The 24,826-nt window shown below is 67.7% G+C and carries 24 protein-coding genes; 7 read left to right on the top strand and 17 right to left on the bottom strand.

Features of this window, described 5'->3' with window-relative positions:
• Positions 1 to 131 precede the first annotated feature (131 nt).
• Entirely contained in the window at positions 132 to 1,643 is a 1,512-nt protein-coding gene (locus tag ASE22_RS09380; RefSeq protein ID WP_056357921.1) for a S10 family peptidase, read from the top strand.
• Between the two features lie 99 nt (positions 1,644 to 1,742).
• Here the strand turns inward: ASE22_RS09380 and queF are convergent, their stop codons facing one another.
• Positions 1,743 to 2,195 carry a preQ(1) synthase gene (gene queF / locus ASE22_RS09375; RefSeq protein WP_056357918.1) on the bottom strand — a complete coding sequence of 151 codons (453 nt, stop codon included), beginning with the start codon at positions 2,193 to 2,195 and terminating at the stop codon, positions 1,743 to 1,745.
• Between the two features lie 189 nt (positions 2,196 to 2,384).
• Between queF and sseA the strand changes: the two genes are divergently transcribed.
• Positions 2,385 to 3,224 carry a 3-mercaptopyruvate sulfurtransferase gene (gene sseA, locus ASE22_RS09370; RefSeq protein ID WP_056357915.1) on the top strand — a complete coding sequence of 280 codons (840 nt, stop codon included), beginning with the start codon at positions 2,385 to 2,387 and terminating at the stop codon, positions 3,222 to 3,224.
• Positions 3,221 to 4,417: a cystathionine beta-lyase gene (gene metC, locus ASE22_RS09365; protein WP_056357912.1), complete on the top strand. Its 1,197-nt coding sequence runs from the start codon at positions 3,221 to 3,223 to the stop codon at positions 4,415 to 4,417. Before sseA ends, metC begins: the two co-directional genes overlap by 4 nt.
• A gap of 50 nt (positions 4,418 to 4,467) precedes the next feature.
• On the opposite strand, the gene ASE22_RS09360 is transcribed toward metC, so the two are convergent.
• Entirely contained in the window at positions 4,468 to 4,848 is a 381-nt protein-coding gene (locus ASE22_RS09360; protein ID WP_056357909.1) for a hypothetical protein, read from the bottom strand.
• 308 nt (positions 4,849 to 5,156) lie between these two features.
• Here ASE22_RS09360 and ASE22_RS09355 point away from each other — a divergent pair, with 308 nt between their 5' ends.
• A complete protein-coding gene (locus ASE22_RS09355; protein WP_056357906.1) occupies positions 5,157 to 5,909 on the top strand; it encodes a TorF family putative porin in 753 nt (250 codons plus the stop codon).
• A gap of 207 nt (positions 5,910 to 6,116) precedes the next feature.
• Here the strand turns inward: ASE22_RS09355 and ASE22_RS09350 are convergent, their stop codons facing one another.
• From ASE22_RS09350 to ASE22_RS09310, 9 genes are all read right to left on the bottom strand, one after another.
• Complete coding sequence (locus ASE22_RS09350; protein WP_056357903.1) at positions 6,117 to 7,667, bottom strand: ATP-binding cassette domain-containing protein; 1,551 nt, start codon at positions 7,665 to 7,667, stop codon at positions 6,117 to 6,119.
• Complete coding sequence (locus ASE22_RS09345; RefSeq protein WP_235536227.1) at positions 7,664 to 8,485, bottom strand: ABC transporter permease; 822 nt, start codon at positions 8,483 to 8,485, stop codon at positions 7,664 to 7,666. Before ASE22_RS09345 ends, ASE22_RS09350 begins: the two co-directional genes overlap by 4 nt.
• Positions 8,454 to 9,374, bottom strand: coding sequence for an ABC transporter permease (locus ASE22_RS09340; RefSeq protein WP_056357901.1), 921 nt, complete (start codon positions 9,372 to 9,374; stop codon positions 8,454 to 8,456). Before ASE22_RS09340 ends, ASE22_RS09345 begins: the two co-directional genes overlap by 32 nt.
• 223 nt (positions 9,375 to 9,597) lie before the next feature.
• Entirely contained in the window at positions 9,598 to 10,029 is a 432-nt protein-coding gene (locus tag ASE22_RS09335; RefSeq protein ID WP_056357898.1) for a DUF3035 domain-containing protein, read from the bottom strand.
• A complete protein-coding gene (lspA, locus tag ASE22_RS09330; protein ID WP_056357895.1) occupies positions 10,019 to 10,540 on the bottom strand; it encodes a signal peptidase II in 522 nt (173 codons plus the stop codon). The genes ASE22_RS09335 and lspA overlap by 11 nt, the downstream gene beginning before the upstream one ends.
• Positions 10,533 to 13,526 carry an isoleucine--tRNA ligase gene (gene ileS, locus ASE22_RS09325; RefSeq protein ID WP_056357892.1) on the bottom strand — a complete coding sequence of 998 codons (2,994 nt, stop codon included), beginning with the start codon at positions 13,524 to 13,526 and terminating at the stop codon, positions 10,533 to 10,535. The genes lspA and ileS overlap by 8 nt, the downstream gene beginning before the upstream one ends.
• Before the next feature lie 62 nt (positions 13,527 to 13,588).
• On the bottom strand, positions 13,589 to 14,530 hold the full coding sequence (locus ASE22_RS09320) for a bifunctional riboflavin kinase/FAD synthetase (protein WP_056357889.1): 942 nt from the start codon (positions 14,528 to 14,530) through the stop codon (positions 13,589 to 13,591).
• A 60-nt stretch (positions 14,531 to 14,590) separates the two neighbouring features.
• Positions 14,591 to 15,103 carry a dihydrofolate reductase gene (locus ASE22_RS09315; protein WP_414886187.1) on the bottom strand — a complete coding sequence of 171 codons (513 nt, stop codon included), beginning with the start codon at positions 15,101 to 15,103 and terminating at the stop codon, positions 14,591 to 14,593.
• Positions 15,100 to 16,026 (bottom strand): thymidylate synthase, encoded by a 927-nt coding sequence (locus tag ASE22_RS09310; protein WP_056357886.1) that lies wholly within the window; start codon positions 16,024 to 16,026, stop codon positions 15,100 to 15,102. The genes ASE22_RS09315 and ASE22_RS09310 overlap by 4 nt, the downstream gene beginning before the upstream one ends.
• 202 nt (positions 16,027 to 16,228) lie before the next feature.
• Here ASE22_RS09310 and ASE22_RS09305 point away from each other — a divergent pair, with 202 nt between their 5' ends.
• Genes ASE22_RS09305 through ASE22_RS09295 form a run of 3 tightly spaced genes read left to right on the top strand, consistent with a single transcriptional unit; the run spans position 16,229 to position 18,596 of the window.
• Positions 16,229 to 17,020, top strand: coding sequence for an exodeoxyribonuclease III (locus ASE22_RS09305; RefSeq protein WP_056357884.1), 792 nt, complete (start codon positions 16,229 to 16,231; stop codon positions 17,018 to 17,020).
• A complete protein-coding gene (gene ribA / locus ASE22_RS09300; protein ID WP_056357882.1) occupies positions 17,017 to 18,090 on the top strand; it encodes a GTP cyclohydrolase II in 1,074 nt (357 codons plus the stop codon). Before ASE22_RS09305 ends, ribA begins: the two co-directional genes overlap by 4 nt.
• The gene (locus ASE22_RS09295; RefSeq protein WP_056357879.1) at positions 18,087 to 18,596 is read left to right on the top strand and encodes a L,D-transpeptidase family protein; all 510 of its coding nucleotides are present in this window, start codon (positions 18,087 to 18,089) and stop codon (positions 18,594 to 18,596) included. Before ribA ends, ASE22_RS09295 begins: the two co-directional genes overlap by 4 nt.
• Before the next feature lie 25 nt (positions 18,597 to 18,621).
• Here the strand turns inward: ASE22_RS09295 and ASE22_RS09290 are convergent, their stop codons facing one another.
• The 6 genes from ASE22_RS09290 to ASE22_RS09265 all read right to left on the bottom strand — a co-directional run bounded on the left by ASE22_RS09290 (position 18,622) and on the right by ASE22_RS09265 (position 24,826).
• Positions 18,622 to 19,143, bottom strand: coding sequence for a RidA family protein (locus ASE22_RS09290; RefSeq protein WP_056357876.1), 522 nt, complete (start codon positions 19,141 to 19,143; stop codon positions 18,622 to 18,624).
• A 24-nt stretch (positions 19,144 to 19,167) separates the two neighbouring features.
• The gene (locus ASE22_RS09285) at positions 19,168 to 19,602 is read right to left on the bottom strand and encodes a c-type cytochrome (protein WP_082545860.1); all 435 of its coding nucleotides are present in this window, start codon (positions 19,600 to 19,602) and stop codon (positions 19,168 to 19,170) included.
• Between the two features lie 5 nt (positions 19,603 to 19,607).
• On the bottom strand, positions 19,608 to 21,212 hold the full coding sequence (locus tag ASE22_RS09280; protein ID WP_056357873.1) for a flavin monoamine oxidase family protein: 1,605 nt from the start codon (positions 21,210 to 21,212) through the stop codon (positions 19,608 to 19,610).
• A gap of 163 nt (positions 21,213 to 21,375) precedes the next feature.
• On the bottom strand, positions 21,376 to 21,786 hold the full coding sequence (locus ASE22_RS09275; RefSeq protein WP_235536228.1) for a MerR family transcriptional regulator: 411 nt from the start codon (positions 21,784 to 21,786) through the stop codon (positions 21,376 to 21,378).
• A gap of 3 nt (positions 21,787 to 21,789) precedes the next feature.
• Positions 21,790 to 23,499 carry a long-chain-fatty-acid--CoA ligase gene (locus ASE22_RS09270; protein WP_056357869.1) on the bottom strand — a complete coding sequence of 570 codons (1,710 nt, stop codon included), beginning with the start codon at positions 23,497 to 23,499 and terminating at the stop codon, positions 21,790 to 21,792.
• A 16-nt stretch (positions 23,500 to 23,515) separates the two neighbouring features.
• Positions 23,516 to 24,826, bottom strand: coding sequence for an OmpP1/FadL family transporter (locus ASE22_RS09265; RefSeq protein WP_056357866.1), 1,311 nt, complete (start codon positions 24,824 to 24,826; stop codon positions 23,516 to 23,518).

The following is a 24,826-nucleotide window of genomic DNA, read 5'->3' as shown; positions in this document are numbered from 1 at the left end:
CCGAGTCGCTTCTCTAACGGGACCCCGGCCGCCGCCGGGATGACGGTTTGGGGCAGGAAGCGGGGATTTGACGGGGCTTCCACTCCTGTCGGCAATTGGTCTAGCCTGATCCCATAAAAAGGGATTTCCGCATGCGCTTCACCACCAGCCTGGCCGCCCTCGCGCTGGCCCTCGCTCCGTTTTCCGCCCACGCCGCCGACGAGAAGAAAAAGGACGATGCCGCGACCGCCGCTCCGGTGCTGCCGCCCAACGTCTCCGTGACCAGGCACAAGGGCAGTTTCGGCGGCCAGTCGGTCGCCTATACCGCGACGACCGGGGAGACCTATCTGACCGACAAGGAGGACAGGCCGGTCGCGGCGATCTTCGCGACTTCCTATGTCAGGGACGGCGGCGACCCGAAGACGCGGCCGGTCACCTTCCTCTACAATGGCGGCCCCGGGTCGGGCTCGCTGTGGCTGCACATGGGGGCCTTCGGGCCGAAGCGGGTCGTGCTGCCCGACGGCAAGGACGACGGCGCGCCGCCCTATCCGGTGATCGACAATCCCGAAAGCCTGCTCGACGTCACCGATCTCGTCTTCATCGATCCGGTGGGTACCGGCTTCTCGCACACGCTGGGCGGCAAGGACCCCAAGGAATATTGGGGCGTCTCGGCCGACGCGAAGTCGGTCGCCGAGTTCATCCGCAAATGGCTGAACGAGAATGGCCGCTGGGCCTCGCCCAAATATATCGGTGGCGAAAGCTATGGCACCACCCGTTCGATCGCGCTGATCAACGAGCTGGAAGGGAGCTACAACGACGTCGCGGTCAACGGCATCATCCTGATCTCGACGATCCTCGATTTCGGGGCCGCGGCCGAGGTCCAGGGCAATGAGATGCCCTATATCCTCAACCTGCCGTCGATGGCGACGACCGCCTGGTACCATCACAAGATCGCCAATCCTCCGGCGACCGTCGCCGAGGTCGCGGCCCAGGCGAGGGCCTTCGCGATCGGGCCCTACGCGGCGGCGCTACTCAAGGGCAACCAGCTCGGCGCCGAGGAGCGCGCTTCGGTCCGCGCCGAGCTTGCCCGGCTCACCGGCCTGTCCGAGCGTTTCGTCGACAACGCCAATCTGCGCGTCTCGCCGGGCCGCTTCTACAAGGAATTGCTGCGCGACCGGGGGCAGGTGATCGGCCGGCTCGACACCCGCTATACCGGTGTCGATTACGACAAGGCGGGCGAGGAGCCCGATAACGACCCGAGCTTCTACGGCATCGACGCGGCCTACACCGCGGCGATGAACAGCTATGTGCGCGGCGATCTGAAGCTGAAGACCGACCGCCAATATGTGACGATCGGCGGGGTCGGCAGCTGGGACTGGAAGCTGGCCGACCAGCGCGGCCGCGACGGCGAGGTCTATGTCAACGTCGCGCCCTATCTGGGCAAGGCGCTGCGCGAGAACGGCGGCCTGCGCGTGTTCGTCGGCCAGGGCTGGTATGATTTCGCGACGCCCTTCTTCGGCGCCGAATATTCGCTGAATCGGCCGGGCTTCGATCCCGCGCGGATCAGCTTCCATTATTATGACGCGGGCCACATGATGTATGTCCGGCCCGACGATCTACGCAAGCTGAGCGCCGACATACGGGCGTTCATCCAGGCAAGATAGGAGTCGTCATCCCAGCGAAAGCTGGGATCTCACTGCATTTGCCGAGACGGGAAAGACGAAACGAGGTCCCAGCTTTCGCCGGGATGACGCCTCATCTGGTTATCCCCGCCCGCGATAGCCGGCGACTCCCTGGTCTGGAACCCACAGGCCCTCGGGCGCCGCGCCCGACTGCCAGAAGACGTCGATCGGGATGCCGCCGCGCGGATACCAATAGCCGCCGATGCGCAGCCAGACGGGTCTCATTTCGTCGAACAGCCGCTGGCCGATGCCGACGGTGCAGTCCTCGTGGAAGCCGGCATGGCTGCGAAAGGCGCCGAGGAAAAGCTTGAGCGACTTGGATTCGACGATCGTCTCGCCAGGGGCATAGTCGATCACGAGATGCGCGAAGTCGGGCTGGCCCGTCACCGGGCAGAGCGAGGTAAACTCGGGCGCGGCGAAGCGAATGAGATACAGGGTGCCGGGACGCGGATTGGGAACATAATCCAGCACGGCCTGTTCGGGGGAGGCAGGCAGGGCGCTGGCCTTGCCGAGATGGATGGTGGATGCAGACATGAGCCGCCCCTTAGCCCAGCAGCGGCCCTGGCGCCATGTTCAGCAAAAAATTACCAGTATCAACATTATTATGAAATATACTTGCAATCATAATTGAGTTAACATAATTAAATATCTCCTCCCCCGGATAAAGCGATTCGCCATCATGACGGCGGGCCGTTACTGTGCGTCTGCAACGAGGAGGTAAGAATGGATATGCTGGTTTCGACCGAATGGCTCGCGGGTGAACTCGGAGCCAATGATCTCCGCGTCGTCGATGCGACCTATTTCGCGCTCGATCCCGCGCGCGACGCCCAGGCCGAGTATGAGGCGGGGCATATTCCCGGCGCCGTCTATCTCGATCTCGCCAACCTGAAGGACGAGAATAGCGAACTGCCGGGGATGATACCGACGGCCGAGAAATTCGCCAGCCGCATGCAGTCGCTGGGCCTCGGCGACGGCAGCCGCATCGTCCTCTACGACAACAGCCCGCACCGGACCGCCGCGCGCGCCTGGTTCATGTTCCGCATGTTCGGCGCCAACGAGGTCGCGATCCTCGACGGCGGCCTGCACAAGTGGGTGGCCGAGGGCCGAGAGCTCGAGCAGGGCAAGGTTGCGTTGCGCCACCGCCATTTCACCGTGTGGCGCGATCCCGCCCGGATCCGGGACCTGGCGCAGATGAAGGCCAATGTCGCGAGCGGCGCCGAGGAGGTGGTCGACGCGCGATCCGCCAAGCGCTTCACCGGCGAAGAGGCGGATCCGCGCGGGCTGGCATCGGGGCATATTCCGGGCTCGAAGAACCTGCCCTTCGACGAACTGCTCAACGCCGACGGCACCTTCAAGGACAAGGACGGGCTTCGCGCGGCCTTCGATGCGGCCGGCGTCGATGCGGCGAAGCCGCTGGTCACGACCTGCGGTTCGGGTGTCACCGCCTCGGTCGTGCTGTTCGCCGCGGCGCTGCTCGGGCGCGAGGACATCGCGCTCTATGACGGTTCGTGGAGCGAGTGGGGCTTGCGGCCCGACACCGAAAAGGCCATCGGTCCTGCGTGACCGACGACGATGGTTCAGGCCTGAAGCCCGGTACCCGGCTGGTGACGGCCGGGCGCCACCGGAAGACCAAGCGGGGGATCGTCAACCCCCCGGTCTGGCGCGCGTCGACCATATTGTTCGACAGCGTCGCCGAACTGCGCGCGGCGACCCGCAAGCCCGATGACGGGCTGTTCTACGGCCGCCGTGGCACGCCGACCCAGTGGTCGCTCGCCGACGCCCTGACCGAGCTCGAGCCGGGCGCGGCGGGCACCATCCTCTATCCGTCCGGCGTCGCCGCGATCGCCGCGGTGCTGTTGTCGCTGCTCGAGCCCGGCGATGAACTGCTGATGGTCGACAGCGCCTATGAGCCGACGCGGGCGGTCTGCGACGGCCTGCTCAAGCGCTACGGCATCGGGACGCGCTATTATGATCCGACGATCGGCGCGGGGATCGTCGAACTGATCGGCGACCACACCCGCGTCGTCTTCCTCGAAAGCCCCGGCAGCCTGACCTTCGAGGTGCAGGACGTGCCGGCGATCGTTGCCGCCGCCAGGGCGCGGGGCGTCACGACGGTGATCGACAACAGCTGGGCGACGCCGCTCTTCTTCCCCGCCATCGCCCATGGCGTCGACATCAGCATCCTCGCCTGCACCAAATATATCGTCGGCCATTCCGACGTGATGATGGGCTCCGCCACGGCGGTGCCCGGCCATTATGAAAGGCTGCGGCGGACGAGCCACGCGCTCGGTCAATGCGTCAGCGCCGACGACGCCTATCTCGCCGCGCGCGGGCTGCGCACCCTCCAGGTCCGGCTGCGCCAGCACCAGGAAGGCGGGCTCGCCGTGGCGCGCTGGCTGGCGGAGCAGCCGCAGGTCGCCCGCGTGCTTCATCCGGCCTTGCCCGATTGCCGAGGCCACGACCTGTGGAAACGCGATTTCACCGGTGCCTCGGGCCTGTTCGGCGTCGTGCTGGATGGCGGCGACGATGCGGCGCGGACGGCGCTGATCGACGGGCTCGACCTGTTCGGGATCGGGTTTTCCTGGGGCGGCTATGAAAGCCTGGCGCTGCCGGTCGATCCGGCGACGCTGCGCACCGCGACACGGTGGCAGGCGGAAGGGCCGGTCATCCGCTTCCACATCGGGATCGAGGATCCGGCCGACCTGATCGACGACCTCGGCCGCGGACTGGCGCGATTCGAATCGGCGCGCGGCTGATCCCCGTCAGCCGACCATCGCCGATCATGGAAGCTTTCCGCCTGCCTCTTTCAGGCGGTGCGGCGCAGGACCAGCGCCTCGAGGCGCCGGATCGAGGCGTCCAGCGAACTGCCTAAAAAACGGGCGGCGGCGATGGTCCCGGCATCGGTCCGGCCTCCCCGTGCCGCCATCAGCTTGAGGCCGGTCGTGCCGATCGTCTCCGCCTCGCGCAGGATCGCTTCGAACCGGCGCCGGGCGACGGGGCAGGCGGACGCGTAGCCGGTCGCGAGAGAGGGGGCGGACCCGGCCTCGGCTGCGGGTTGCGGCGAGCAATCCTTTGTTACGGAACCGGCGAGATCGCCCAGCGCCTCGGTCATGAAACGCAGCGCCGCCACATTGGCCATCATGTCCGCCGGGCCATTGTCGATCGGCACGATCTTAGCGTTGAACATCGATCCGCCTTTGTGCAGCGCTTACCAAACAGGCAGATCATCACCGAAACTGCTTAATATTCAGTCAACGCCGGCTTCGATGCCGCCCACGGAAAATCCCGGAATTTGGCGGATTTTCGACTGTGGCGGAACGGCAACAGTTTGCAGCAAAGCGGCAATGTTTTGATACAAGCCGCATTGTGCAATGCAAGATCGTGCTGCACAAATATGACGCTCGCATGCAGTCGGCTCGACCCGGAAGGGCGTCCTAAAGAAGCCAGGCGCGGCGAGGCAGGGGAACGGAAACGCTTACCATAAGGGGATTATACATGCGCGCTTCCTTGATCGGCCTTTCGGCCCTCGCGCTGGCCGCCACCGCCGCGCCAGCCTTCGCTCAGGACGATACCCAGGAATTTACGCTGACCGGCAGCGCCGCACTCGTGAGCGACTATCGCTTCCGCGGCATCTCGCAGTCGGGCAAGCACATCGCGGCCCAGGCCAGCGCCACGCTGACCCACGCTTCGGGCTTCTACGGCAGCTTCTGGGCCAGCTCGATCGACGATTATGTCGCCGCCGGCGCCGATGCCGAGCTGGACCTGATCGCCGGTTACTCGACCACGATGGGCGCGGTCACCCTCGACGGCGGTGTCCTCTATTATACCTACACCTCGGCCGCGAAGGGCGCGAACACCGACTTCTTCGAGCTGTACGGCTCGGTGAAGGGCACGGTCGGCCCGGCGACGGTGAAGGTCGGCGCCGCCTATGCGCCGAAGCAGAGCGCGCTGACCCTGACCGGGCCGAAGCTCGACAATCTCTATCTCTACAGCGACGTGTCCTACACCGTGCCGGACACGCCCTTCGGCCTGTCGGGCCATCTCGGCTATTCGAAGGACGAGAGCTTCCTGACCGGCGGCAAGAGCTACCTCGATTGGAACCTCGGCGCGACCTACACCTGGAGGGCGGCGACCTTCGGCGTCGCCTATGTCGACACCGACTTCCCGAAGGGCTTCGTCAGCAACCCGTCCTCTGGCAAGGACATGGCGAAGGCCGGTGTCGTGATCTCGGCATCCTACGCTTTCTGATCCCGATGGAGCGGCCGCTCGGCCGCTCAGAGTATCAACGTGCCGCGATTTCCCGCAGATGTTTCCATCTGCCTCGAAATCGCTGGCGCTGGGACAGGGAAGGGCCGCGGTTCGCCGCGGCCCTTTTTCTTTGGCCGACGATAGCATTGACGGCTTTGGCAAGGTCCGGCGAAGGGCGGATCGTGCGATGACACCGGCGGATCTCGACTAGCGGCTGGCGTCGACCAGCCGCCGGGTGAGCGGGTGGGCCGGCGCCGCGATCAGCCGTTCGGCAGGCCCCTCCTCGACGATGCGTCCCGCATCCATGACGACGATGCGGTGGCAGAGCCGCCGCGCGACGGCGAGGTCGTGGGTGATCATGAGGATGGCGAGCCCGCGCTGCCGCTGGAGATCGGCGAGCAGGTCGAGGATCGTACCGGCGACGAGCACGTCGAGCGCCGACGTTGCCTCGTCGAGCAGCAGCATTGCCGGATCGGGGCCGAGCGCGCGGGCGATGGCGACCCTCTGCGCCTGGCCGCCCGACAGTGCGCCAGGCCGCCGGCCGGCCAGCATGGGATCGAGGCCGACCTCGGCGAGCACGGCTTCGACCCGCGCAGCCACCGCTGCCCCGCCGAGATCGGGACGCAGCCGGCGCAGCGGCTCGGCGACGATGTCGCGGACCTTCCACAGCGGATCGAGGCTGGCGACCGGATCCTGGAAGACGGGTTGCAGCCCGGCGCGGTCGCGGGGGCGCATCGCCTTGCGTTCGGGGAGCGGCATCCCGCGCCAGCGGATCTCGCCCGCGTCGATCGGACCGAGCCGGGCGACGGCACGGGCGAAGGTCGACTTGCCCGATCCCGATCCGCCGACGATCGCGACGGCCTCGCCCTCGGCGACGTCGATGTCGACCGCGTCGACCGCTTGCAGCCGTCCGCGTCGCCAGCCGGGCCGCGCGAAGGAAACCGAGACCCGCCGGGCCTCGATCAGCGGGGCGCCGATCGGTCCCAGCGCGGGCGGCGGACCGTCGAGGCTTGGGCTTGCCGCGATCAGCGCGCGCGCATAGTCGGTCTGCGGATCGCCCAGCACGGCATGGATGGAACCGGTCTCGACGATGCGGCCGGCATGCATCACCGCGATCGCGTCGACATGGTCGGCGACGGCTGCAAGATCGTGGCTGACGAGCAGCAGTGCCATGCCCTCCTCGTCGCACAGCCGGCCGAGCATCTTCATGATCTCGGTGCGCAGCATCGCGTCGAGCGCGGTGGTCGGCTCGTCGGCAACGAGCAGCTTCGGACGGTGGGCTATCGCCATCGCGATCAGCGCGCGTTGCCGCTGCCCCCCCGACAGCCGGTGCGGATACTGGTCGAGTCGTTCCTCGGCACGGTCGAGCCCGACCCGCTCGAGCGCGGCGGCCATCTGTGCCCGCCCTGGGCGGGCCGCGCCGGCCTGGGTCCACGCCTCGCGCAGCTGGGCGCCGATCGTCAGGTGCGGGGTCAGCGCCGTCAGCGGCTGCTGGAAGACGAAGCCGACCTCGCGGCCGCGGATGCGGCGCAGCGTTTCCTCACCGGCACCGACTAGTTCCTCGCCGTCCAGCCGGAAGGAACCCGCGACCGTCGCGGGCGACAGGCCGAAGGGGGCGAGGCAGGTCTGGCTCTTGCCCGATCCCGACGCGCCGACCAGCGCCAGCGAGCGGCCGGCCTCGATCGCGAAGCCGACGCCTTCGACGATCCGGCGGCCGCCGATGCTGATGTCGAGCGCGTCGGCGACAAGAAGGGTCACTGGACGAAGCGGTCGCGCAGGCCCTCGCCGATGCGGGTCAGGCAGAGCAGCAGGGTGACGAGCACCGCCGCCGGCAGCAGCAGCGCGTGCGGGGCGATATCCATGTCGTCGGCGCCGTCCTTGAGCAGGATGCCGAGCGACGTCATCGGTTCCTGCACGCCGAGGCCGAGGAAGGACAGGAAGCTCTCGATCATAACGACCTGCGGCACGGTGAGCAGCAGATAGGCGATCGCGACCCCGGCTATGTTGGGCAGCATGTGGCGCACCACGATCGCCAGGGGCGGCGTGCCGGCCGCCTCGGCGGCAGTGACGAAAGGGCGCTCGCGCAGGCTGATCATCTGTCCGCGCACGACCCGCGCCATCGTCAGCCATTCGACCGCCCCGATGCCGAGGAAGACGAGCAGGATCGACCGGCCGAAGACGACCATCAGCAGGATCACCACGAACATGAACGGTAGCGCGTAGAGCGCGTCGACCACGCGCATCATCGCTTCGTCGACCCGCCCTCCGCGCCAGCCCGCGACCGCGCCCCAGCCCGCCCCGACGACCAGCGACACGAGGGCGGCGGCAAGGGCGACCCCCAGGGTGACGCGGGTCCCGACCAGGGTGCGGGCCAGCAGGTCGCGGCCGACGCTGTCGGTGCCCATCACATGGTCGCCGGTGAAAGGCGCCGCGCGCACCGCGCTCCAGTCGATCATGTCGTAGCGCCAGCCGAGCGCCAGCGGGCCGAGCAGCGCCGCGAGGACAATCAGGACGATCAGGATCAGCGCGGCGCGCATCGCGGTCCTATCGCCGCGCGCGCGGGTCGAGCCAGCCATAGGCCAGGTCGGCGAGCAGGTTGAACAGGATGATCAGCGCCGCGTAGAGCGTGACGACGCCGAGGACGAGCGGATAGTCGCGGTTGAGCGCGCCCTGCACGAAATAGCGGCCGAGCCCGGGCAGCGCGAACACGGTCTCGATCACGACGGCGCCGGTCAGAAGCCCCGCGGCGGCGGGGCCGAGATAGGAGGCGACCGGCACCAGCGCGGGCCTTAGCGCATGGACGATCAGGATGCGGGGACGGCGCAGCCCGCGCGCCCGGGCCATGCGGACATGGTCCTGCGCCAGCACCTCGGCGAGGCCGGCGCGGGCGAGCTTGGCGATCGCGCCGGTCGCGGGCAGCGCGAGCGCGACGACCGGCAGGATCATGTGCGGCGGATCGCCGTCGCCCCAGCCGGAGACTGGCAACCACCCCGCCCACAGACCGAAGATCAGCGCGAGCAGCGGGCCGACGACGAAGCTGGGCAGCGCGGTCAGCAGGGTGGCGCCGAGCATGAGGCTGCGGTCCGCGCGGCCACCCGGGCGGGCCGCGGCGGTCATCCCGGCGACGAGGCCCAGAAACAGCGCGAGCAGCAGCGCGAGCCCGCCGAGGGTGAGCGACACCGGCAGGCCGCGCGCGATCAGGTCGGTGACGGAGAAGTCGCGATAGACCAGCGACGGGCCGAAATCGCCGTGGAGGAGCCTCCAGACATAGCGGCCGACCTGCTCGGGCAGCGGCCGGTCGAGCCCATAGGCGGCCATCAGGGCGGCGCGGGTCTGCGGATCCAGCGGCCGCTCGCCGTCGAACGGCCCGCCGGGCGCGACCCGCATCAGGACGAAGGACAGGACCACGACCGCGGCCAGGGTGGGTATGGCAGTGAACAGGCGGCGGCGGATCAGGTCGAACATCGTCGCCCCGCCCCCTGGATCGTCACGCCAGCGAAGGCTGGCATCTCGGGAGAGGAGCGCGCGCAAGACCCCTCGAGACCCCAGCCTTCGCCGGGGTGACGATAGTGAGGTGATGGAGCCCAAAACGCGTCATCCCGGCGGAGGCCGGGATCTCGCGAGATGGAGCGCCGAGCCCCTCTGCCGAGATCCCGGCTTCCGCCGGGATGACGATAAGGCTCGAGCCTCAGTTGCCGAGCGTGACGCTGGCGTCCGCGCCGTTCGTCGCGGCCGCGGCGAGGATGGTGCGGGTGGCCGGACCCTTGTCGACGGTGTTCTGGCCGACTTCGGCGACCGAGGAACGGATGCCGGGCTCGGGCAGGGTCTTGGTCAGGCCGATGATGTCCTTCTCGGTCTGGCTCTTGGGCGCCTGGGTGTTGGCGAACATCGCCGACAGCGCCTGCTGGCTCGAATCGGCCTCCTGCGGGCGCGGCGCGCCGGGCTTCGGCGGGAGCAGGGCGAAATCGGGCGGGATGGTCAGCGGCGCCCGCTTCGACACCGCGAAGGCGTCGAGGTTCGACGAGCGGCCGGCCATCACGCCCGGGCGATCGCCCCGGCTGCAGGCGGATACGAGGGTCATGGCGACCAGCGCCGAACCGAAAAGCAACTTAGACCGCATCGACATTCTCCGCAGGGGCCTTGGGTTCACGCACCAGCAGGGCGCGCGCCACCAGGATCAGGACGCCTATCGTAATCGCGGCGTCCGCGACATTGAAGACATAAAAAGGATACCAGGTTCCGATATGCGGGCCCAGGAAGTCGGCAACATAGCCGAGCCGCGCCCGATCGGCGATGTTGCCGATCGCGCCGCCGAGGACGAGGCCGAGCGCGGCGACGTCGCCCCGCGCCTTTTCCCGCCAGATCCAGACGACGATCCCGGCCGCGATCAGCGCCGTGGCCGTGACCAGCAGCCAGCGTTCCCGGTCCGATCCGGCGACGAGGAAGCCCATCGACACGCCGTAATTCTCGACCCAGCGGAACTGGAAGAAGCTGGTGATCTCGATCAGCCCGCGCTCGCGCAGCGCTACCGGCCCCATGATCAGCCATTTGCTGACCTGATCGAGCAGCAGCACGACCGCGGCGATGCCGAAGCCGAGCGGCCGGTGGAGGGCGGAGCGGGTATCAGCCATGCACCACCGCGTCGCAGCGGTCGCACAGCGCGCCGGTGGTCTCGACCTCGGGCAGGTGCCGCCAGCAGCGACCGCACTTTTCGGCCTCGGTCTTGCTGACCTCGAACGCGATCGGATCGCTCCCTTCGGCCTGTCGGGCGATCGCGGGATCCCCGTCGACCACCTCGACCTTCGCGACGATGCCGATCTCGGCCAGGTCGACCGAGCGCAGCAGCGCGGCCTCGCCCGGATCGTAGCTGATCGCGGCGACGTCGACCTCCAGGCTGGAGCCGATCACCTTCTCGCGGCGCAGCGGCTCGATCTCGCCGGTCAGGCGCGTGCGATAGCGGCGCAGCAATTCCCAGCGCATCCGCAGGTCGTCGTTCCTCCAGCCGGCATCGACCTCGGGCCAGGTCAGCAGGTGGACCGAGCCGGCTTCCGGATAGCGGGTGCCCCACACCTCCTCGGCGGTGAAGCAGAGGATCGGCGCGGCGTAGCGGACCAGCGCGTGGAACAGCGTGTCGAGCACGGTGCGATAGGCGCGGCGCTTGAGGTCCGACGGGGCGTCGCAGTAGAGCGAGTCCTTGCGGATGTCGAAGAAGAAGGCCGACAGGTCGTTGTTGGCGAAGTCGGTCAGCGCGCGGGCATAGCGGTTGAACTCGAACGCTGCGGTCGCGTCCCTGAGTTCGGCGTCGAGGCTGGCGAGCAGGTGGAGGACATAGCGCTCCAGCTCGGGCATCTCGGCCGGCGCTACCTTCTCCGCATCGCCGAAGCCGTCGAGCGCGCCGAGCAGGTAGCGGAAGCTGTTGCGCAGCTTGCGATAGGCGTCCGACGTGCCGGCGAGGATTTCCTTGCCGATGCGGACATCCTCGAAATAGTCGGTCGAGGCGACCCACAGCCGGAGGATGTCGGCACCGCTCTCGTTGATGATCTTGAGCGGATCGACGACGTTGCCGACGCTCTTCGACATCTTGCGGCCCTGGCCGTCGAGCGCGAAGCCATGCGTCAGCACCGCCTCATAAGGCGCGCGGCCGCGCGTGCCGCAGCTTTCGAGCAGCGACGACTGGAACCAGCCGCGATGCTGGTCCGAGCCTTCGAGATAGAGATCGGCGCGGGTGCCGATGCCGTAGCGCGCCTCGACGGTGAAGGCGTGGGTGCAGCCCGAATCGAACCAGACGTCGAGGATGTCGTTGACCGGCTCATAATTCGCCGCGTCATGGTCGGGGCCGAGCAGGTCCTGATGGTTCGCGGTGAACCAGGCGTCGGCGCCGCCGGCCTCGAAGGCTGCGACGATGCGGGCGTTGACCGTCGGATCGCGCAGATAGTCGCCGGTCTTGCGGTCGACGTAGAGCGCGATCGGCACGCCCCAGGCGCGCTGGCGGCTGATCACCCAGTCGGGGCGGCCCGCGACCATCGCATGGATGCGGTTGCGCGCCTTCTCGGGCACCCAGCGGGTGTGCTCGATCGCGTCGAGCGCCAGTTCGCGCAGCGTCGCGCCATTACCCTGCGCGGCGCGGATCTCCGCTTCCTCGGCGCAGCGCGCGGCGAGATCGTCCTCGATCGCCCGATCCATCGGGATGAACCATTGCGGGGTGCAGCGGAAGATCACCTTGGCCTTGGAGCGCCAGCTGTGCGGATAGCTGTGCTTGAAGTCGGCGCTGGCCGCGAGCAGCGCGCCGGCCTCGCCCAGATCGGCGCAGATCGGGCCTTCGGGGCTGTTGAACTTGGGATTGATGACCGAGCCCTGGCCGGGCAACCAGCCCCAGTCGGCGCGATACTTGCCGTCGCCCTCGACCGCGAACACCGGATCGATGCCGTTCGCCTTGCACAGGAAGAAGTCGTCCTCGCCATGGTCGGGCGCCATGTGGACGAGGCCGGTGCCGGCGTCGGTGGTGACGAAGTCGCCGGCCAGCAGCGGACGCGGCTTCGCGAAGAAGCCGCCGAGCTGGTGCATCGGGTGACGCGCGATGGTGCCGGCGAGGTCGGCGCCTTTAAAATGCTTTAACAGGAGAGTCGAAAAGCTAACGTGTGAGCCGGGGTGCGTTTTTTCGAGCTGATAAGTTAACGACTTTTCCACCCGCGCTTCAAAAGCTTTGAGCAAGTCTGCAGCGACAACAAACTTACGACCAAACATTTGGCGACCCGGGTTGGCCTCCGAAGCAGCTTCTTGCTCGCCCCAGCCTGCAACACCAGTGCTGGCCGTTTGCACCAAGACATATTCGACCTCCGGCCCGTAGGCGAGCGCCTGGTTGACCGGGATCGTCCACGGGGTGGTCGTCCAGATGACGGCGTAGGCGCCCTTCAGCGCCTCGATCGGGCTCTCGACGATCTCGAACGCCACATCGATCTGGGTCGAGACGATATCCTCATATTCGACCTCGGCGTCGGCCAGCGCGGTCTTCTCGACCGGAGACCACATCACCGGCTTGGCGCCGCGATAGAGCTGGCCGCTCTCGGCGAACTTGAGCAGCTCGCCGACGATCGCCGCCTCGGAGGCGTAGTTCATCGTCAGATAGGGATCGTCCCAGTCGCCCTCGATGCCGAGCCGCTTGAACTGGTCGCGCTGCACCGCGACCCATTTCTCGGCATAGGCACGGCATTCGGCGCGGAACAGGACGGGATCGACCTCGTCCTTGTTGAGCTTCTTGGCGCGATAGGCCTCTTCGACCTTCCACTCGATCGGCAGGCCGTGGCAGTCCCAGCCCGGAACATAGGGCGCATCCTTGCCGGTCAGCGACTGGCTGCGGACGATGATGTCCTTCAGCACCTTGTTCATCGCATGGCCCATATGGATGTCGCCATTGGCGTAGGGCGGGCCGTCGTGGAGGATGAAGCGCGGCTGGCCGGCGCGGGCCGCACGGAGCTGGCCGTACAGGTCTCCGGCCGCCCACTTCGCGAGAATCGCCGGCTCCTTCTGGGCGAGGCCGGCCTTCATCGGGAAGTCGGTCTTCGGCAGGAAGACGGTGTCGCGCCAATCGCGGGCAGAGGAGTCGGGTGCGTCGGTCATCGTAGAAGCTTCAATCCATCAGGCCGTGCGTACCTTTCGTACGTACGGAATCGAGGGAGGCTCTAGGGCTTGGGCGTATAACCGGCAAGTATCCGCTTCGCCTCGGCGCAGTCCCTGTCCATCTGGGCGGTCAGCGCCTCGAGGCCGTCGAACTTCGCCTCGGGGCGGATATAGGCGATCAGCTCGATCTCGACGATCTGGTCGTACAGGCTCTCGGCGAAGTCGAAGAAATAAGCTTCGAGCAGTTCCTTGGGCGGATCGAAGGTCGGGCGGATGCCGAGATTGGCCGCGCCCTGCAGCACCCGGCCGTCGGGCAGCAGCCCGCGCACCGCGTAGATGCCGTATTTCGGACGAAGATAGCGCCCCAGCGGGATGTTGGCGGTCGGGAAGCCGATGGTGCGGCCCAGCTTGTCGCCATGCTGGACCTTGCCCTGGATGCGGAACGGGCGGCTCAGCAGGCGTGCCGCCTCGGCGGGGTCGCCGGCGATCAGCGCGTCGCGGATGCGGCTGGAGGAGATCGGGCCCCGCTCGTCGCTGACCGGGCCGATCGCCTGCGCGGTCAGGCCGTGCGCCGCGCCGATCTCCGCCAGCACGCCGACATTGCCGGTGCGGCCCTTGCCGAAGGTGAAGTCCTCCCCGGTGACGACATGCGCCGCCCCGGCGCGGCCGATCAGCCATTCGGTGACGAAATCGGCGGCGCCGACATTGGCCAGCGCCGCGTCGAACCGGAACACCAGCATCGCGTCGGCGCCCGCTTCGGCGAACAGCGCGGCGCGCTGGTCGAGCAGGGTCAGGCGGAAGGGCGGCGCGTCGGGCCGGAAGAAGCGGACCGGATGCGGATCGAAGCTGGCGACCAGCACCGGTCGGCCGGTCGCGCGGCCATGCGCCACCGCCGCGCCGACGACCGCCTGATGGCCCCTATGGAAGCCGTCGAAATTCCCCAACGCCACCACGCCCCCGCGCAGATGCGCGGGCACGGGGCGGTCGCACGTCAGCCGCTCCATGGGGGCGCTATAGAAAGTGCTGGGGCTTCACGCAATTAGGCGGGAGGAGCGGTCGTCGATTTAGGCGCGACGCCGCAGCGTGACGAAGGCGAAGCGGGGGCGGCCGTCCGCCGCCGGATGCTCCTCGCGCGCATCCTCGCGCCAGACGGCGGGATCGAAGGCGGGCACCACGGTGTCGCCCTCGGGCGCGTCGTCGACCTCGGTCAGCTCGATCCGGTCGGCATAGGCGAGCAGCAAAGCATATATCTCCGCGCCGCCGACGACTGACAGCCGTTCGTCCCGCGCGGCGGCGATGGCCTCGTCGACGCCGCGCACGACCTCGGCGCCCTCGGCCTGCCAAGCTGGATCACGGGTCAGGACGACATGGCGGCGCCCGGGCAGGAGGCCCGGCAGGCTCTCGAAGGTTTTGCGGCCCATCAGCATCGGCGCCCCCTGGGTCAGCGCCTTGAAACGCTTTAGGTCGGCGGGGATGCGCCAGGGCAGATCGCCGTCGCGCCCGATCACCCCGTTGCGGCCGCGCGCCAGGACGAAGACGATCTCGGGCTTCCCATCCAGCGGATGCGGGGGCGTCAAACCGCTACCTCGGCCTTGATGTGCGGATGCGGATCATAGCCCTCGATCGCGAAGTCATCGAGCGCATAGTCGAACATGCTCGCCGGCTTGCGGGTGAGGCGCATCGTCGGGAAAGCGCGGGGGGTGCGTGAGAGCTGCTCCTCGACCAGATGGCCGTGGTTCGAATAGACATGGGTATCGGCGCCCATCCAGACGAGTTCCCCCGGCTCGAGGTCCGTCTGCTGGGCGAGCATCCGGATCAGCACCGCCGCCTCGAAGATGTTGAACGGAAAGCCGAGACCGAGGTCGCAAGAGCGCTGGTAGAGGATGCCCGACAGCCGCCCGTCCGCGACATGATATTGATAGGTCATGTGGCAGGGCGGCAGCGCCATGCCCGGCAGCTCGGGCACGTTCCAGCCGGTGAAGATCAGCCGGCGCGACGCGGGGTTGGCGCGGAGCATCTGGACCAGCTCCGCGATCTGGTTGACGCCCTTCTCCTCGCGCCGGAACAGGCCGTCCCCTGCGGGCGTGTAGCGCGGCCAGTCGACCCATTGCTTGCCGTAGACCGGGCCGAGATCGCCCCATTGTGCGGCGAAGCCCTCGTCCTCGATAATCCGCTGCTCGAAGGCGTCGCGGTCGATCGTCTCGCCGGTCGCCTTGCGATATTTATCGAGCGGCCAATCGGTCCAGATATGCACCTTCTGCATCACCAGCGGGCGGATATTGGTGTCGCCCGACAGGAACCAGATCAGCTCCTTGATCGCCGATTTCCAGAAGACCTTCTTGGTGGTGATCAGCGGGACGGTGCCGTCGGACAGGTCGAACCGCATCGTCACCCCGAACAGCGACCGCGTTCCCACGCCGGTGCGGTCGACCCGCTCGTCGCCGTCCCGCCAGGCGCGCGCCATGGCATCGAGATATTGCTGTTCGGGATGTGAGGTCATGACGGCTGAGGTAGCGGGCGGCGTGGGACCGTTCAACGGATATCCGTCACCAGCCGGGCACCCTTTCCGTCATCCCGGCGCCGGTGGGGATCTCCAGAGGCCCGGGCGGCACATCGTCTCCCGAGATGCCAGCCTGCGCTGGCATAACGATCTTGGCGCAGGTACTGGCGGAGTCGGAACGGCATCGCTACATCGCGGCCTCATGGCAAAGCTCAAGATCGCGTCCTGGAACATCAATTCGGTCCGCGCCCGCATCGATATCGTCAAGCAGTTCCTGGTGGAGCAGCAGATCGACATATTGTGCCTGCAGGAGACCAAGGTCCGCGACGACACCTTCCCGTTCGGGATGTTTCGCGAGCTGGGCTACGACCATTTCGAGATCAACGGCCAGCCGATGCACCACGGGGTCGCGATCATCTCGAAGGTGCCGCTGTACGACAACGGCAAGCATGACTGGCAGGACAATGGCGAGGCGCGGCATGTCGGCGTGCGGCTCGACTGCGGCATCCGGCTCGAGAATGTCTACGTCCCCGCCGGAGGCGACATCCCCGACCGCGCGCTCAACCCCAAATTCGGCCAGAAGCTCGACTTCCTGGGCCGCATGATCCGCTGGTCCGAGGAGCTGAAGGAGCAGACCCTGCTGGTCGGCGATTTCAACATCGCCCCGCTGGAATGCGACGTGTGGAGCCACAAGCAGCTGCTCGACGTGGTCAGCCACACCCCGATCGAGGTCGAGACGCTCAATCGGCTGCAAGCCAGTCATGACTGGGTCGATCTCGGCCGCACCTTCGTGCCCGCGCCGGCGCGGCTGTACACCTGGTGGAGCTACCGGGCGCAGGACTGGGCGGCGTCGGATCGCGGGCGGCGGCTCGACCATATGTGGGCCAGCCCCGAACTCGCGAAGAAGGCCACCGCCCATTATGTCTGCGAGCCGTGCCGGTCGTGGCTCAGGCCGTCGGACCACATCCCGCTGATCACCGAGCTCGACGTGTGAGCGGCGCACGGGCGGCGGCGCGCGCGATCGACGCGCTCAAGCGGGGCTGGCCGGTCGCGGTGGCGGCGGGCGACGGCCGGGTGGTCGTGCTTGCGATCGAGACGGCCAACGATGTGACCCTCGCCGATTTCGATGGCGAATCGAGCGGTTCCGGGCCCGCCGACGTGCTGCTGTCGGCGGCGCGGGCCGCGACGCTCAATCTCGCCAACCAGCGCGAGGCGGCCAGCCCCGCCTCCCCGGCGCTGGTCGAGCGGGTTCCGTGGATCGACCTGCCGACCGCTATCGCGCTGGCCGATCCCGTGCGCGACCTCGCCACGCCGCTCAAGGGCCCGTTCCGCGCCAAGGCGGTCTACGCGCCCGCCGCTGCGGCGGCGGCGCTCAGGCTGGCGCGCCTCGCCGGGCTGCTGCCGGCGCTGTTCGCGCGCGTCGACGGCCCGGTCGAGGCCGAGATCCGGGCGGAGGCGCTCGACGATTATGAGGATCCCGCGCATCTCGTCATCGCCTCGCAGGCGCGGCTGCCCGTGGCCGTGTCGGAGAAGGCCGAGATCGTCGCCTTCCGCCATGTCGCCGACGCGGCCGAGCATGTCGCGCTGATCATCGGCACGCCCGACGGCACCCCGCCGCTGGTTCGCCTCCACAGCGAATGCCTGACCGGTGACGTGCTGGGCTCGCTCAAATGCGACTGCGGGCCGCAGCTCCACGGCGCGCTGAGCGCGATGACGCACGCGAACTGGGGCATATTGCTCTACCTGCGCCAGGAAGGCCGCGGCATCGGGCTGATCAACAAGCTGCGCGCCTATGCGTTGCAGGACCAGGGCTTCGATACGGTCGACGCCAATCTGCGCCTCGGCTTCGGCGTCGACGAGCGCGACTTCCGCGTCGCGGCGCGGATGCTGGCGTTGCTGGGGCAGCTCAAGGTACGGCTGATGACCAACAATCCGCAGAAGGTCGCCGGTCTCGAAGATGCGGGGATCGAGGTGGTCGAGCGGGTCGCCCACAAGATGGGCGAGAACCCGCACAACAGCGCCTATCTCGCCACGAAGCGCGACCGCACCGGCCATGTGCTGTGACGAGCGCGGTCCGCGTCGATAGCACGGCGCTGACCCTCACCGGACCCGATGCCATCGCCGTTCCCTGCGCGATCGGACGCTCCGGCGCCTGTCCGGCCGCCGACAAGCGAGAGGGCGACGGCATGACCCCGCTCGGCCGCTGGCCGATCCGGACGGTGCTGTTCCGTCCGGGCCATGCCGCGCCACCGACGGGAATGAAATTGCCCTGGCGCTGGGTGCGGCCCGACGACGGCTGGTCCGACGGGCCGGGCGATCCCGCCTATAACCGTCCTGTGCGGCATCCGCACGGCTTCTCGGCCGAGCGGCTGGTGCGCGACGATGGCGCCTATGACGTGATCGTGGTGCTGGGCCACAATGATTCGCCGCCGGTGCGGAACATGGGCAGCGCGGTCTTCCTCCACTGTAGCGAGGGACGGCCGACCGCCGGTTGCGTGGCGGTGGAGAAGGATGCGCTGCTGGAGTTGCTGGCGACGCTTTCGCCAGGCGATGTGGTGGAGATTTTCTGATCCCCCTCCGTCGCCGGGCGGGACGTTACTTCGGTGCCTTCACCGCGGTAACCTCCAGCTCGACGAGAAACATCGGCGCGACCAGATTGGCGACCTGGAAGGTCGAACGCGAGACCGTGGCGGGGTTGTCGGCCGAGCCGAAATATTCCTTGAAGCCGGCGTTGAAGCCCGCGAAGTCGATCTTGTTGCCGAGCCTGGGGTCGGCGGCGAGGAACGCCTGCATCTTCACTACGTCGCCGATGGCATAGCCCTTCGCCTCGAGCAGGGCCTTGATCTTCTTCAAGGTGCTCAGGGTCTGGGTTTTGGTGTCGCCATAGTCCTCCATCGTCTCCTTCTTCGCGGGATCGATCGGATCGGCGAGCTGGCCGGACAGATAGAAAGTCTCATAGCCCGCGGGCACGATCACGCCCTTGAGGATGAGGCCCGGCTTGCCGTCGGGCCCCGGGCTGACGATCCGCTCGACCGGCGCGGGAGCCGCGAGCGCGGGTGCTGCGAGCGCGGCGGCGAGCACCGCGAGGGGGGCGGCTGCGATCCTTCGGGTCTTCATGGCAGTCTCCTTCGTCCAATTGGTTCAATGGGCGGATATGACCTTTGCGGCATCGGGATCGGGCGCCTTGCCCGAGCGGATGCCGGCTACCGCTTCGGCCGTCACGGGTGACGCGGAATTGCCCCAGCTGGTGCGGACATAGGTGATCGCGGCGGCGATCTGGGCGTCGGTCAGGTCGGCCTTGAAGGTTGGCATGCCGCCCCGGCCATCGAGGACGACGTGGATCACCTGCCGCCCGTCTCCCAGTACGAAGGGATCGCCGGCAAGCGCCGGGAAGGCGCCTTCGATCCCCTTGCCGTCCGCCTGGTGGCAGGCCGCGCAATTGTCGCTGAATATCTGGACGGGCGCAGGCGCTGGGCCGGCGGCGGCGAGGCCCGCTCCCCCGGCGGGCGCGTGGGTGGTCTGTGCAACCGCGACGGCGGCCGCGCCGAGCAGGGGCAGGCAGAGCAGGGTGCGCATCGCGGTCACCCCTTCATCGCGCGGGCATGGAGCCGCGCGACCTGCTGCCAGGCACTTTCGAACGCGCCGGCCTGCCAGCCGCCGATATAGCTCATATGCTCGCCGGCCAGGTAGATGCGGCCGTCGGGTTCGCAGAGCACCGGATAGGCGGTGGCCCGCGCCTCGTCGCTCCACATCCCCCAGCCGCCGAGATTATACTTCACCCGGTGCCAGGCGACCGAGAAGCTGGACTCGTAGCTCTCGCGATAGGCCGGGAAGATCTTCTGGCCATAGTCGACCGCCAGCACGGCACGGTCGGCCGGCGACCGGGCCGATATCTTCGCCGCGTTGGGCCCGAAATTATAATAGCCGAGGAGGACGCCCTTCCGTCCCTGCCAGCCGGTCGAGGGCAGGGCGATGTTGTTGATGTCGGGATCGTCGCAGAAGACATGGCCGCCATAGATGCCGTGATCCTCTTCCCAGAAGCGACGCTTCATCTGGAGGCCGATCTTGCCGACCGGCGCATAGGCGCATTTCGCCATCGCCGCCTGGAAGGCGGGCGACAGGCCGTTGTCGATGCCCTTCAGCACCGACAGCGGGATCGTGCAGATGCACCAGTCGCCGGTGATCGTCTCGGGCTGGCCATCCCGGACGACATCCACGGTGACGCTGTTGGGGCCCTGCCGGATGTGGCGCACTTCGGTCGAGGTGCGGATCGTTCCGCCGGGCAGCGCGCGGGCGATCGCCTTGGGGATCTGCTCCATGCCGTCGAGCGGCTGGAACATGGTGCGCTGCTGATCCCATTCGCTGACGCCGCGGAGCATCTGCGCCAGCCCGCTGTCGAGCAGCGCGTCGAGCGCATAGGGCGTCGACGGCTTGCCGGGGCCCGGATTGACGCCGGCGCCGGGTTCGACCAGGAAGCCCCGGCCCGGCGTGCCCGAATAGCTCAGCTCCTTCCTGGAAAGACCGCCGAACTCGACGAGGAAGTCGATGAACCGCTCCTTGTCCTCGGCGTCGAGCCGGCCGTCGAGCGTCCCCTGCCGGGCCAGTTTGGCGAGGATTTCCGAGCTGTGGCCGAGCATGTCCGCCGCGACCTCGCCCTTGCGGACGACCTTGCCTGCGAGCGGACCCTTGCCCTTCCCGAAATAGAGGAAGCTGGCGTCGTTGTCGTTGTTGAACAGCTCGAGCGGAACCCCGAATTTGCGGGTGTAATGGAGCGTCGAATGATGGTGGTAGGGAATCCGCCACGGGCCGTGGTTGATGTACAGGCCGTCGTCGAAGTCGCACGTCTGGGTGGTGCCGCCGAGCTCGGTGAGCGAGAAGCCCTTGCGCGCGGTCTGGGCGCGACCGCCGGGAAAGCCGCGTGCCTCGATCACCGTTACGTCATAGCCGGCCTGGGTCAGTTCATAGGCGGAGGCGAGGCCGGCATTGCCCGCGCCGAGCACGATGACCTTGTTCCGCTTCGGCGTGCCGCTCAGCTTCGGCGGCGCCGCCATCGCCGAACCGATGCCGAAACCCAGCGCATCCATGCCCGCGAGCAGCATCGCGCTGCCGCCCATCCGGGCCAGTGTCTCGAGAAAATAGCGGCGAGTTGGACCGCGCGTGGCCCCGACCCCTTCAAATCGCCCCATCGTCCATCCTTCTGGATTCGACCGATGGGCCCATCGTAATGAAATAAGCGATCGGGGGCGAACGCAATCGTTCCGCGTCCGGCGGAGAGCACCGGAAATTCGGGATTAGAGGGCGGATTGGCGGCGGGGCAACGAAATTCGCGTGGCTGCGAGCGCGAAGCGATCAGCTCGCGGCGGCGATCCGATCCTGGCACTGCCGAGCGATGTCCTGCAGCTCGCCGATCGTCTGGTCGAGGGCGATGCGTTGCAGTTCAAGGGCATCGAGCCGCTCGCCGACGCGGGCCAGCAACTGCCGGGTCTGCGCCAGGTGCAGTGAATCGACGTCATAGAGATCGAGGAACTCCTTGATCTCGCGCAGGCTGAACCCCAGCCGCTTGCCGCGCAGGATCAGCTGGAGCCGCGCTACTTCGCGCCGCGAATAGACGCGCATCGTGCCGACCCGTTGCGGTTCGAGCAGGCCCTTGTCCTCGTAGAAGCGGATGGCGCGGGTGGTAACGCCCAGTTCATCCGCGACATCCTGGATGCCCCGCAACGGCTGGCGTTCTCCGCCCAGGCCCAGATCGCGCTTTGCCACGGCTCAGTTCGCCGCCTTCTTGGCTTCCTCGGCGACCAGCTCCTTCTTGGAGAGCTTGCCGATCAGCGTCTTGGGCAGGCTGGTGCGGATTTCGATCTCGCGCGGCATCTCGATCTTGGAGATGCGGGTCTTGAGGAAATCGCCCAGTTCGTCGACGCTGGCCTGCTGGCCGGGACGCAGCACGACGAAGGCCTTGGGTGCCTGCCCGCGATATTCGTCGGGTACGCCGATCACCACCGCCTCGAGTATGGCGGGATGCTCGTAGAGGGCCTCCTCGATCACGCGCGGATAGATGTTGTAGCCGCCGGCGATGATCACGTCCTTGATCCGGTCGACGAGGAACAGGTAGCCGTCCTCGTCCAGATAGCCGACGTCGCCGGTGCGGATCGCGCCGTCGATGAAGACCTTTTCGGTTTCCTCGGGCTTGTTCCAGTAACCCTTCATCACCTGCGGCCCGCGCGCGCAGACTTCGCCGCGTTCGCCGGTCGGCAGGATCTTGTGCGGATCGTCGAGGTCGCGGATCTCCAGCACGGTGCCGGGGAAGGCGGGACCGGCGCTGTTGTCCTTCACCGCGCCCGTGACCGGGTTGCAGGTCAGGATCGGCGAGGTTTCGGACAAGCCGTAGCCCTCGACCACGCGGGCGCCGGTCAGCCGCTCGAATTCGGTGCGGACGTCGAAGGGCAGCGGAGCGCCGCCAGACACGCAATAGTCGAGATCGTCGAAGTGGATCTCCTGGCTGGCCGCCGCCTTGTTGATCGCGGTCAGCATCGTCGGCACGGCGAGCAGCTTCGTCGGCCGGGTGCGCTTGGATGTCTTCAGGAACTGCTTCAGCTCGAAGCGCGGCAGCAGGATCATCTCCGCCGCGGTGTCGACCGAATAGTCGAGCACCGTCGTCAGCGCGAAGACATGGAACATCGGCAGCACGCCCATGATCCGGTCCTGCCGTTCCTCCGGGCGCCGGCCGACGTGCAGGATCATCTGCGAACTGTTGGCGGTCAGGTTGGCATGGCTCAGCATCGCGCCCTTGGGTACGCCGGTGGTGCCGCCGGTATATTGGAGCACCGCGACGTCGTCGGGGGACACGTCCACCGGGCGGAAGCCGGCGCCGCCGTCGAGGACCGCGGAGAAGGCGACGTGGCGGCCGTCCCGCGGCCATTTCGCGATTTCGCCGCGCTTGAACAGGCGATAGGCGATCGACAGCAGCGGCGGCAATATATCCGCCATCGGGCAGACGATGATCGTCTCGAGCCCGCTCTCCGCAGCGACGGCGGCGACCTTGGCGTGGATCGACGCGACGTCGATCACCGCCATGACCGTCGTGCCCGAATCCTGGATCTGGTGCTTCAGCTCATGCTCGACATAGAGCGGGTTGAAATTGACGATCGTCGCCCCGCACCGCAGCGCGGCGAAGTAGAGGATCACGAAATAGGGCGTGTTCGGCAGGCACAGCCCGAGGCGGACGCCGGGGCCGACGCCCATCGCCTGCAGGCCGGCGGCGGCCCGATCGACCAGCGCGCCGATCTCGGCATAGGTCCAGTGGCGGCCGAGGAAATCGATCGCCCTGCGCTCGCCATGGTCGCGCACCGCCGCGTCGATCAGGTCGGTCAGCAGCCGGGGCGGAATCGGCGGGGACGCTGGCACGCCCCCGCCGTCCGGGTTGGCGTCACCGCGACCTGGGGGGATGGGGTCAGTCACGGTGTCGCCGTTCGACATGGTCCGCTCTCTCCGCTCAGAAGCTCATCCGGCCGCCGACGGCCAGGATGACCGCATGGGCGCCGGTCAGCCGGCCGTTGGGCTGGATGATCGTCTGGGCCGGGGTGCCGACATAGAAGCCGCCGAGCCGGTCGATCGACGCATTCTTGAAGTCGACATAGTTGGCGGCGGCATCGAGCGTGATCGATTCGGTGATCGCATAGGAGGTGCCGAGCGCGAAGTTGATGCGGCTGGCATCGGGGACGCGCGCGTCACGCGATCCATCCTGGGTCGGCGTCTGGTCCCACTGGACGCCGCCGCGCATCGTCCACTGCGGGGTGACCGCATAGTCGACGCCGCCGGCCACGCTCCAGCTGTTCTTGTAATTCTGGTCGAGCGCGGCGTTGACCGGCGCGCCGAGGCGGATCGCGTCGAACTTCTTCCAGCCGGCGCGGACGACCTGGCCGTTCAGGGTCAGCTGCTCGCTGACATGGACGCGCGCGCTGGCGACCGCCTGCCACGGCGTACGGAAGCTCGCCGTGATGTCCTCGATGCGGCCGTTCTGGCCAGCGAGCGGACCGAGCAGGCCGGCGGTGGTGATGCTGCCCTTCAGCTTGTGCTTGACCGACGACTTGTAGGAAATGCCGAGGTCGACGATCGGGCTCGGATGGACCTGAAGGCCGAGCGAATAGCCGAAGTCCCAGCCCTTGCCGCGCAGCGTCTGGTGCCCGTCGGGCAGCAGCGGCGACAGGTTGGGCAGCGAGTTCGACAGCGACGCCTTGCTGTGCTCGACGTTCAGGCCGACGCCGATGCCGAACATCGGGGACGGGGCGAAGGCGATCGTCGGCTGCAGGTCGATGGTGGTCAGCTTGGTCTTGTCGGCGGTATAGCGCGCCCAGCTGTCGCCCTCGTAGTTGGTAGCGAAGCTATAGGGCGCGGTGAGCGCCAGGCCGACCGACCACTGGTCGTTGAGCTTCCAGGCGACCGCGCCCGAGGGCAGATATCCCTTGTTGAGCGGATCGACCGACACCTGATTGCCGCCGACCGGCGCCGGCGCCTGGCCGGGACGGGCGATCACGGTGCCGACGTTGCGGACCTTGCCCTTCGGCATGATCGCACTGAAGCCGAGATAGGCGGTGCTCTTCTCGTTGCCGGCGATCGCCGCCGGGTTCCACCACAAAGACTGGGCGCCCTGGTCGGCCGCTTCGCCTGAAAAGGCGCGGCCGGCGGCGACCACCGATTGTTCCTGGAGATAGAAGGCGGAGGCGTGGGCGGCGCCGGCGCTCAGAAGGGCCAGCGTCGTGGTGGCGCTCGCAAGGGCGATGCGCCGGAAATTCGTCATCTTCAT

Origin of the sequence: Sphingomonas sp. Root720 (assembly GCF_001428605.1) — a bacterium.
Classification (GTDB): domain Bacteria; phylum Pseudomonadota; class Alphaproteobacteria; order Sphingomonadales; family Sphingomonadaceae; genus Rhizorhabdus.
This window is presented reverse-complemented; position numbering and strand designations above follow the sequence as displayed.

What these genes read in the sequence shown, in the direction of transcription:
- ASE22_RS09320 (WP_056357889.1), bottom strand. Translation starts at nt 14,530, where the DNA reads ATGGAGCGGCTGACGTGCGACCGCCCCGTGCCCGCGCATCTGCGCGGG.
- sseA (WP_056357915.1), top strand. Translation starts at nt 2,385, where the DNA reads ATGGATATGCTGGTTTCGACCGAATGGCTCGCGGGTGAACTCGGAGCC.
- queF (WP_056357918.1), bottom strand. Translation starts at nt 2,195, where the DNA reads ATGTCTGCATCCACCATCCATCTCGGCAAGGCCAGCGCCCTGCCTGCC.
- ASE22_RS09285 (WP_082545860.1), bottom strand. Translation starts at nt 19,602, where the DNA reads ATGCGCACCCTGCTCTGCCTGCCCCTGCTCGGCGCGGCCGCCGTCGCG.
- ASE22_RS09345 (WP_235536227.1), bottom strand. Translation starts at nt 8,485, where the DNA reads ATGGCTGGCTCGACCCGCGCGCGCGGCGATAGGACCGCGATGCGCGCC.
- ASE22_RS09360 (WP_056357909.1), bottom strand. Translation starts at nt 4,848, where the DNA reads ATGTTCAACGCTAAGATCGTGCCGATCGACAATGGCCCGGCGGACATG.
- ASE22_RS09355 (WP_056357906.1), top strand. Translation starts at nt 5,157, where the DNA reads ATGCGCGCTTCCTTGATCGGCCTTTCGGCCCTCGCGCTGGCCGCCACC.
- ASE22_RS09265 (WP_056357866.1), bottom strand. Translation starts at nt 24,826, where the DNA reads ATGAAGATGACGAATTTCCGGCGCATCGCCCTTGCGAGCGCCACCACG.
- ASE22_RS09280 (WP_056357873.1), bottom strand. Translation starts at nt 21,212, where the DNA reads ATGGGGCGATTTGAAGGGGTCGGGGCCACGCGCGGTCCAACTCGCCGC.
- ASE22_RS09310 (WP_056357886.1), bottom strand. Translation starts at nt 16,026, where the DNA reads ATGACCTCACATCCCGAACAGCAATATCTCGATGCCATGGCGCGCGCC.
- ASE22_RS09340 (WP_056357901.1), bottom strand. Translation starts at nt 9,374, where the DNA reads ATGTTCGACCTGATCCGCCGCCGCCTGTTCACTGCCATACCCACCCTG.
- ASE22_RS09270 (WP_056357869.1), bottom strand. Translation starts at nt 23,499, where the DNA reads ATGTCGAACGGCGACACCGTGACTGACCCCATCCCCCCAGGTCGCGGT.
- ASE22_RS09290 (WP_056357876.1), bottom strand. Translation starts at nt 19,143, where the DNA reads ATGAAGACCCGAAGGATCGCAGCCGCCCCCCTCGCGGTGCTCGCCGCC.
- ASE22_RS09335 (WP_056357898.1), bottom strand. Translation starts at nt 10,029, where the DNA reads ATGCGGTCTAAGTTGCTTTTCGGTTCGGCGCTGGTCGCCATGACCCTC.
- ASE22_RS09380 (WP_056357921.1), top strand. Translation starts at nt 132, where the DNA reads ATGCGCTTCACCACCAGCCTGGCCGCCCTCGCGCTGGCCCTCGCTCCG.
- ileS (WP_056357892.1), bottom strand. Translation starts at nt 13,526, where the DNA reads ATGACCGACGCACCCGACTCCTCTGCCCGCGATTGGCGCGACACCGTC.
- lspA (WP_056357895.1), bottom strand. Translation starts at nt 10,540, where the DNA reads ATGGCTGATACCCGCTCCGCCCTCCACCGGCCGCTCGGCTTCGGCATC.
- ASE22_RS09305 (WP_056357884.1), top strand. Translation starts at nt 16,229, where the DNA reads ATGGCAAAGCTCAAGATCGCGTCCTGGAACATCAATTCGGTCCGCGCC.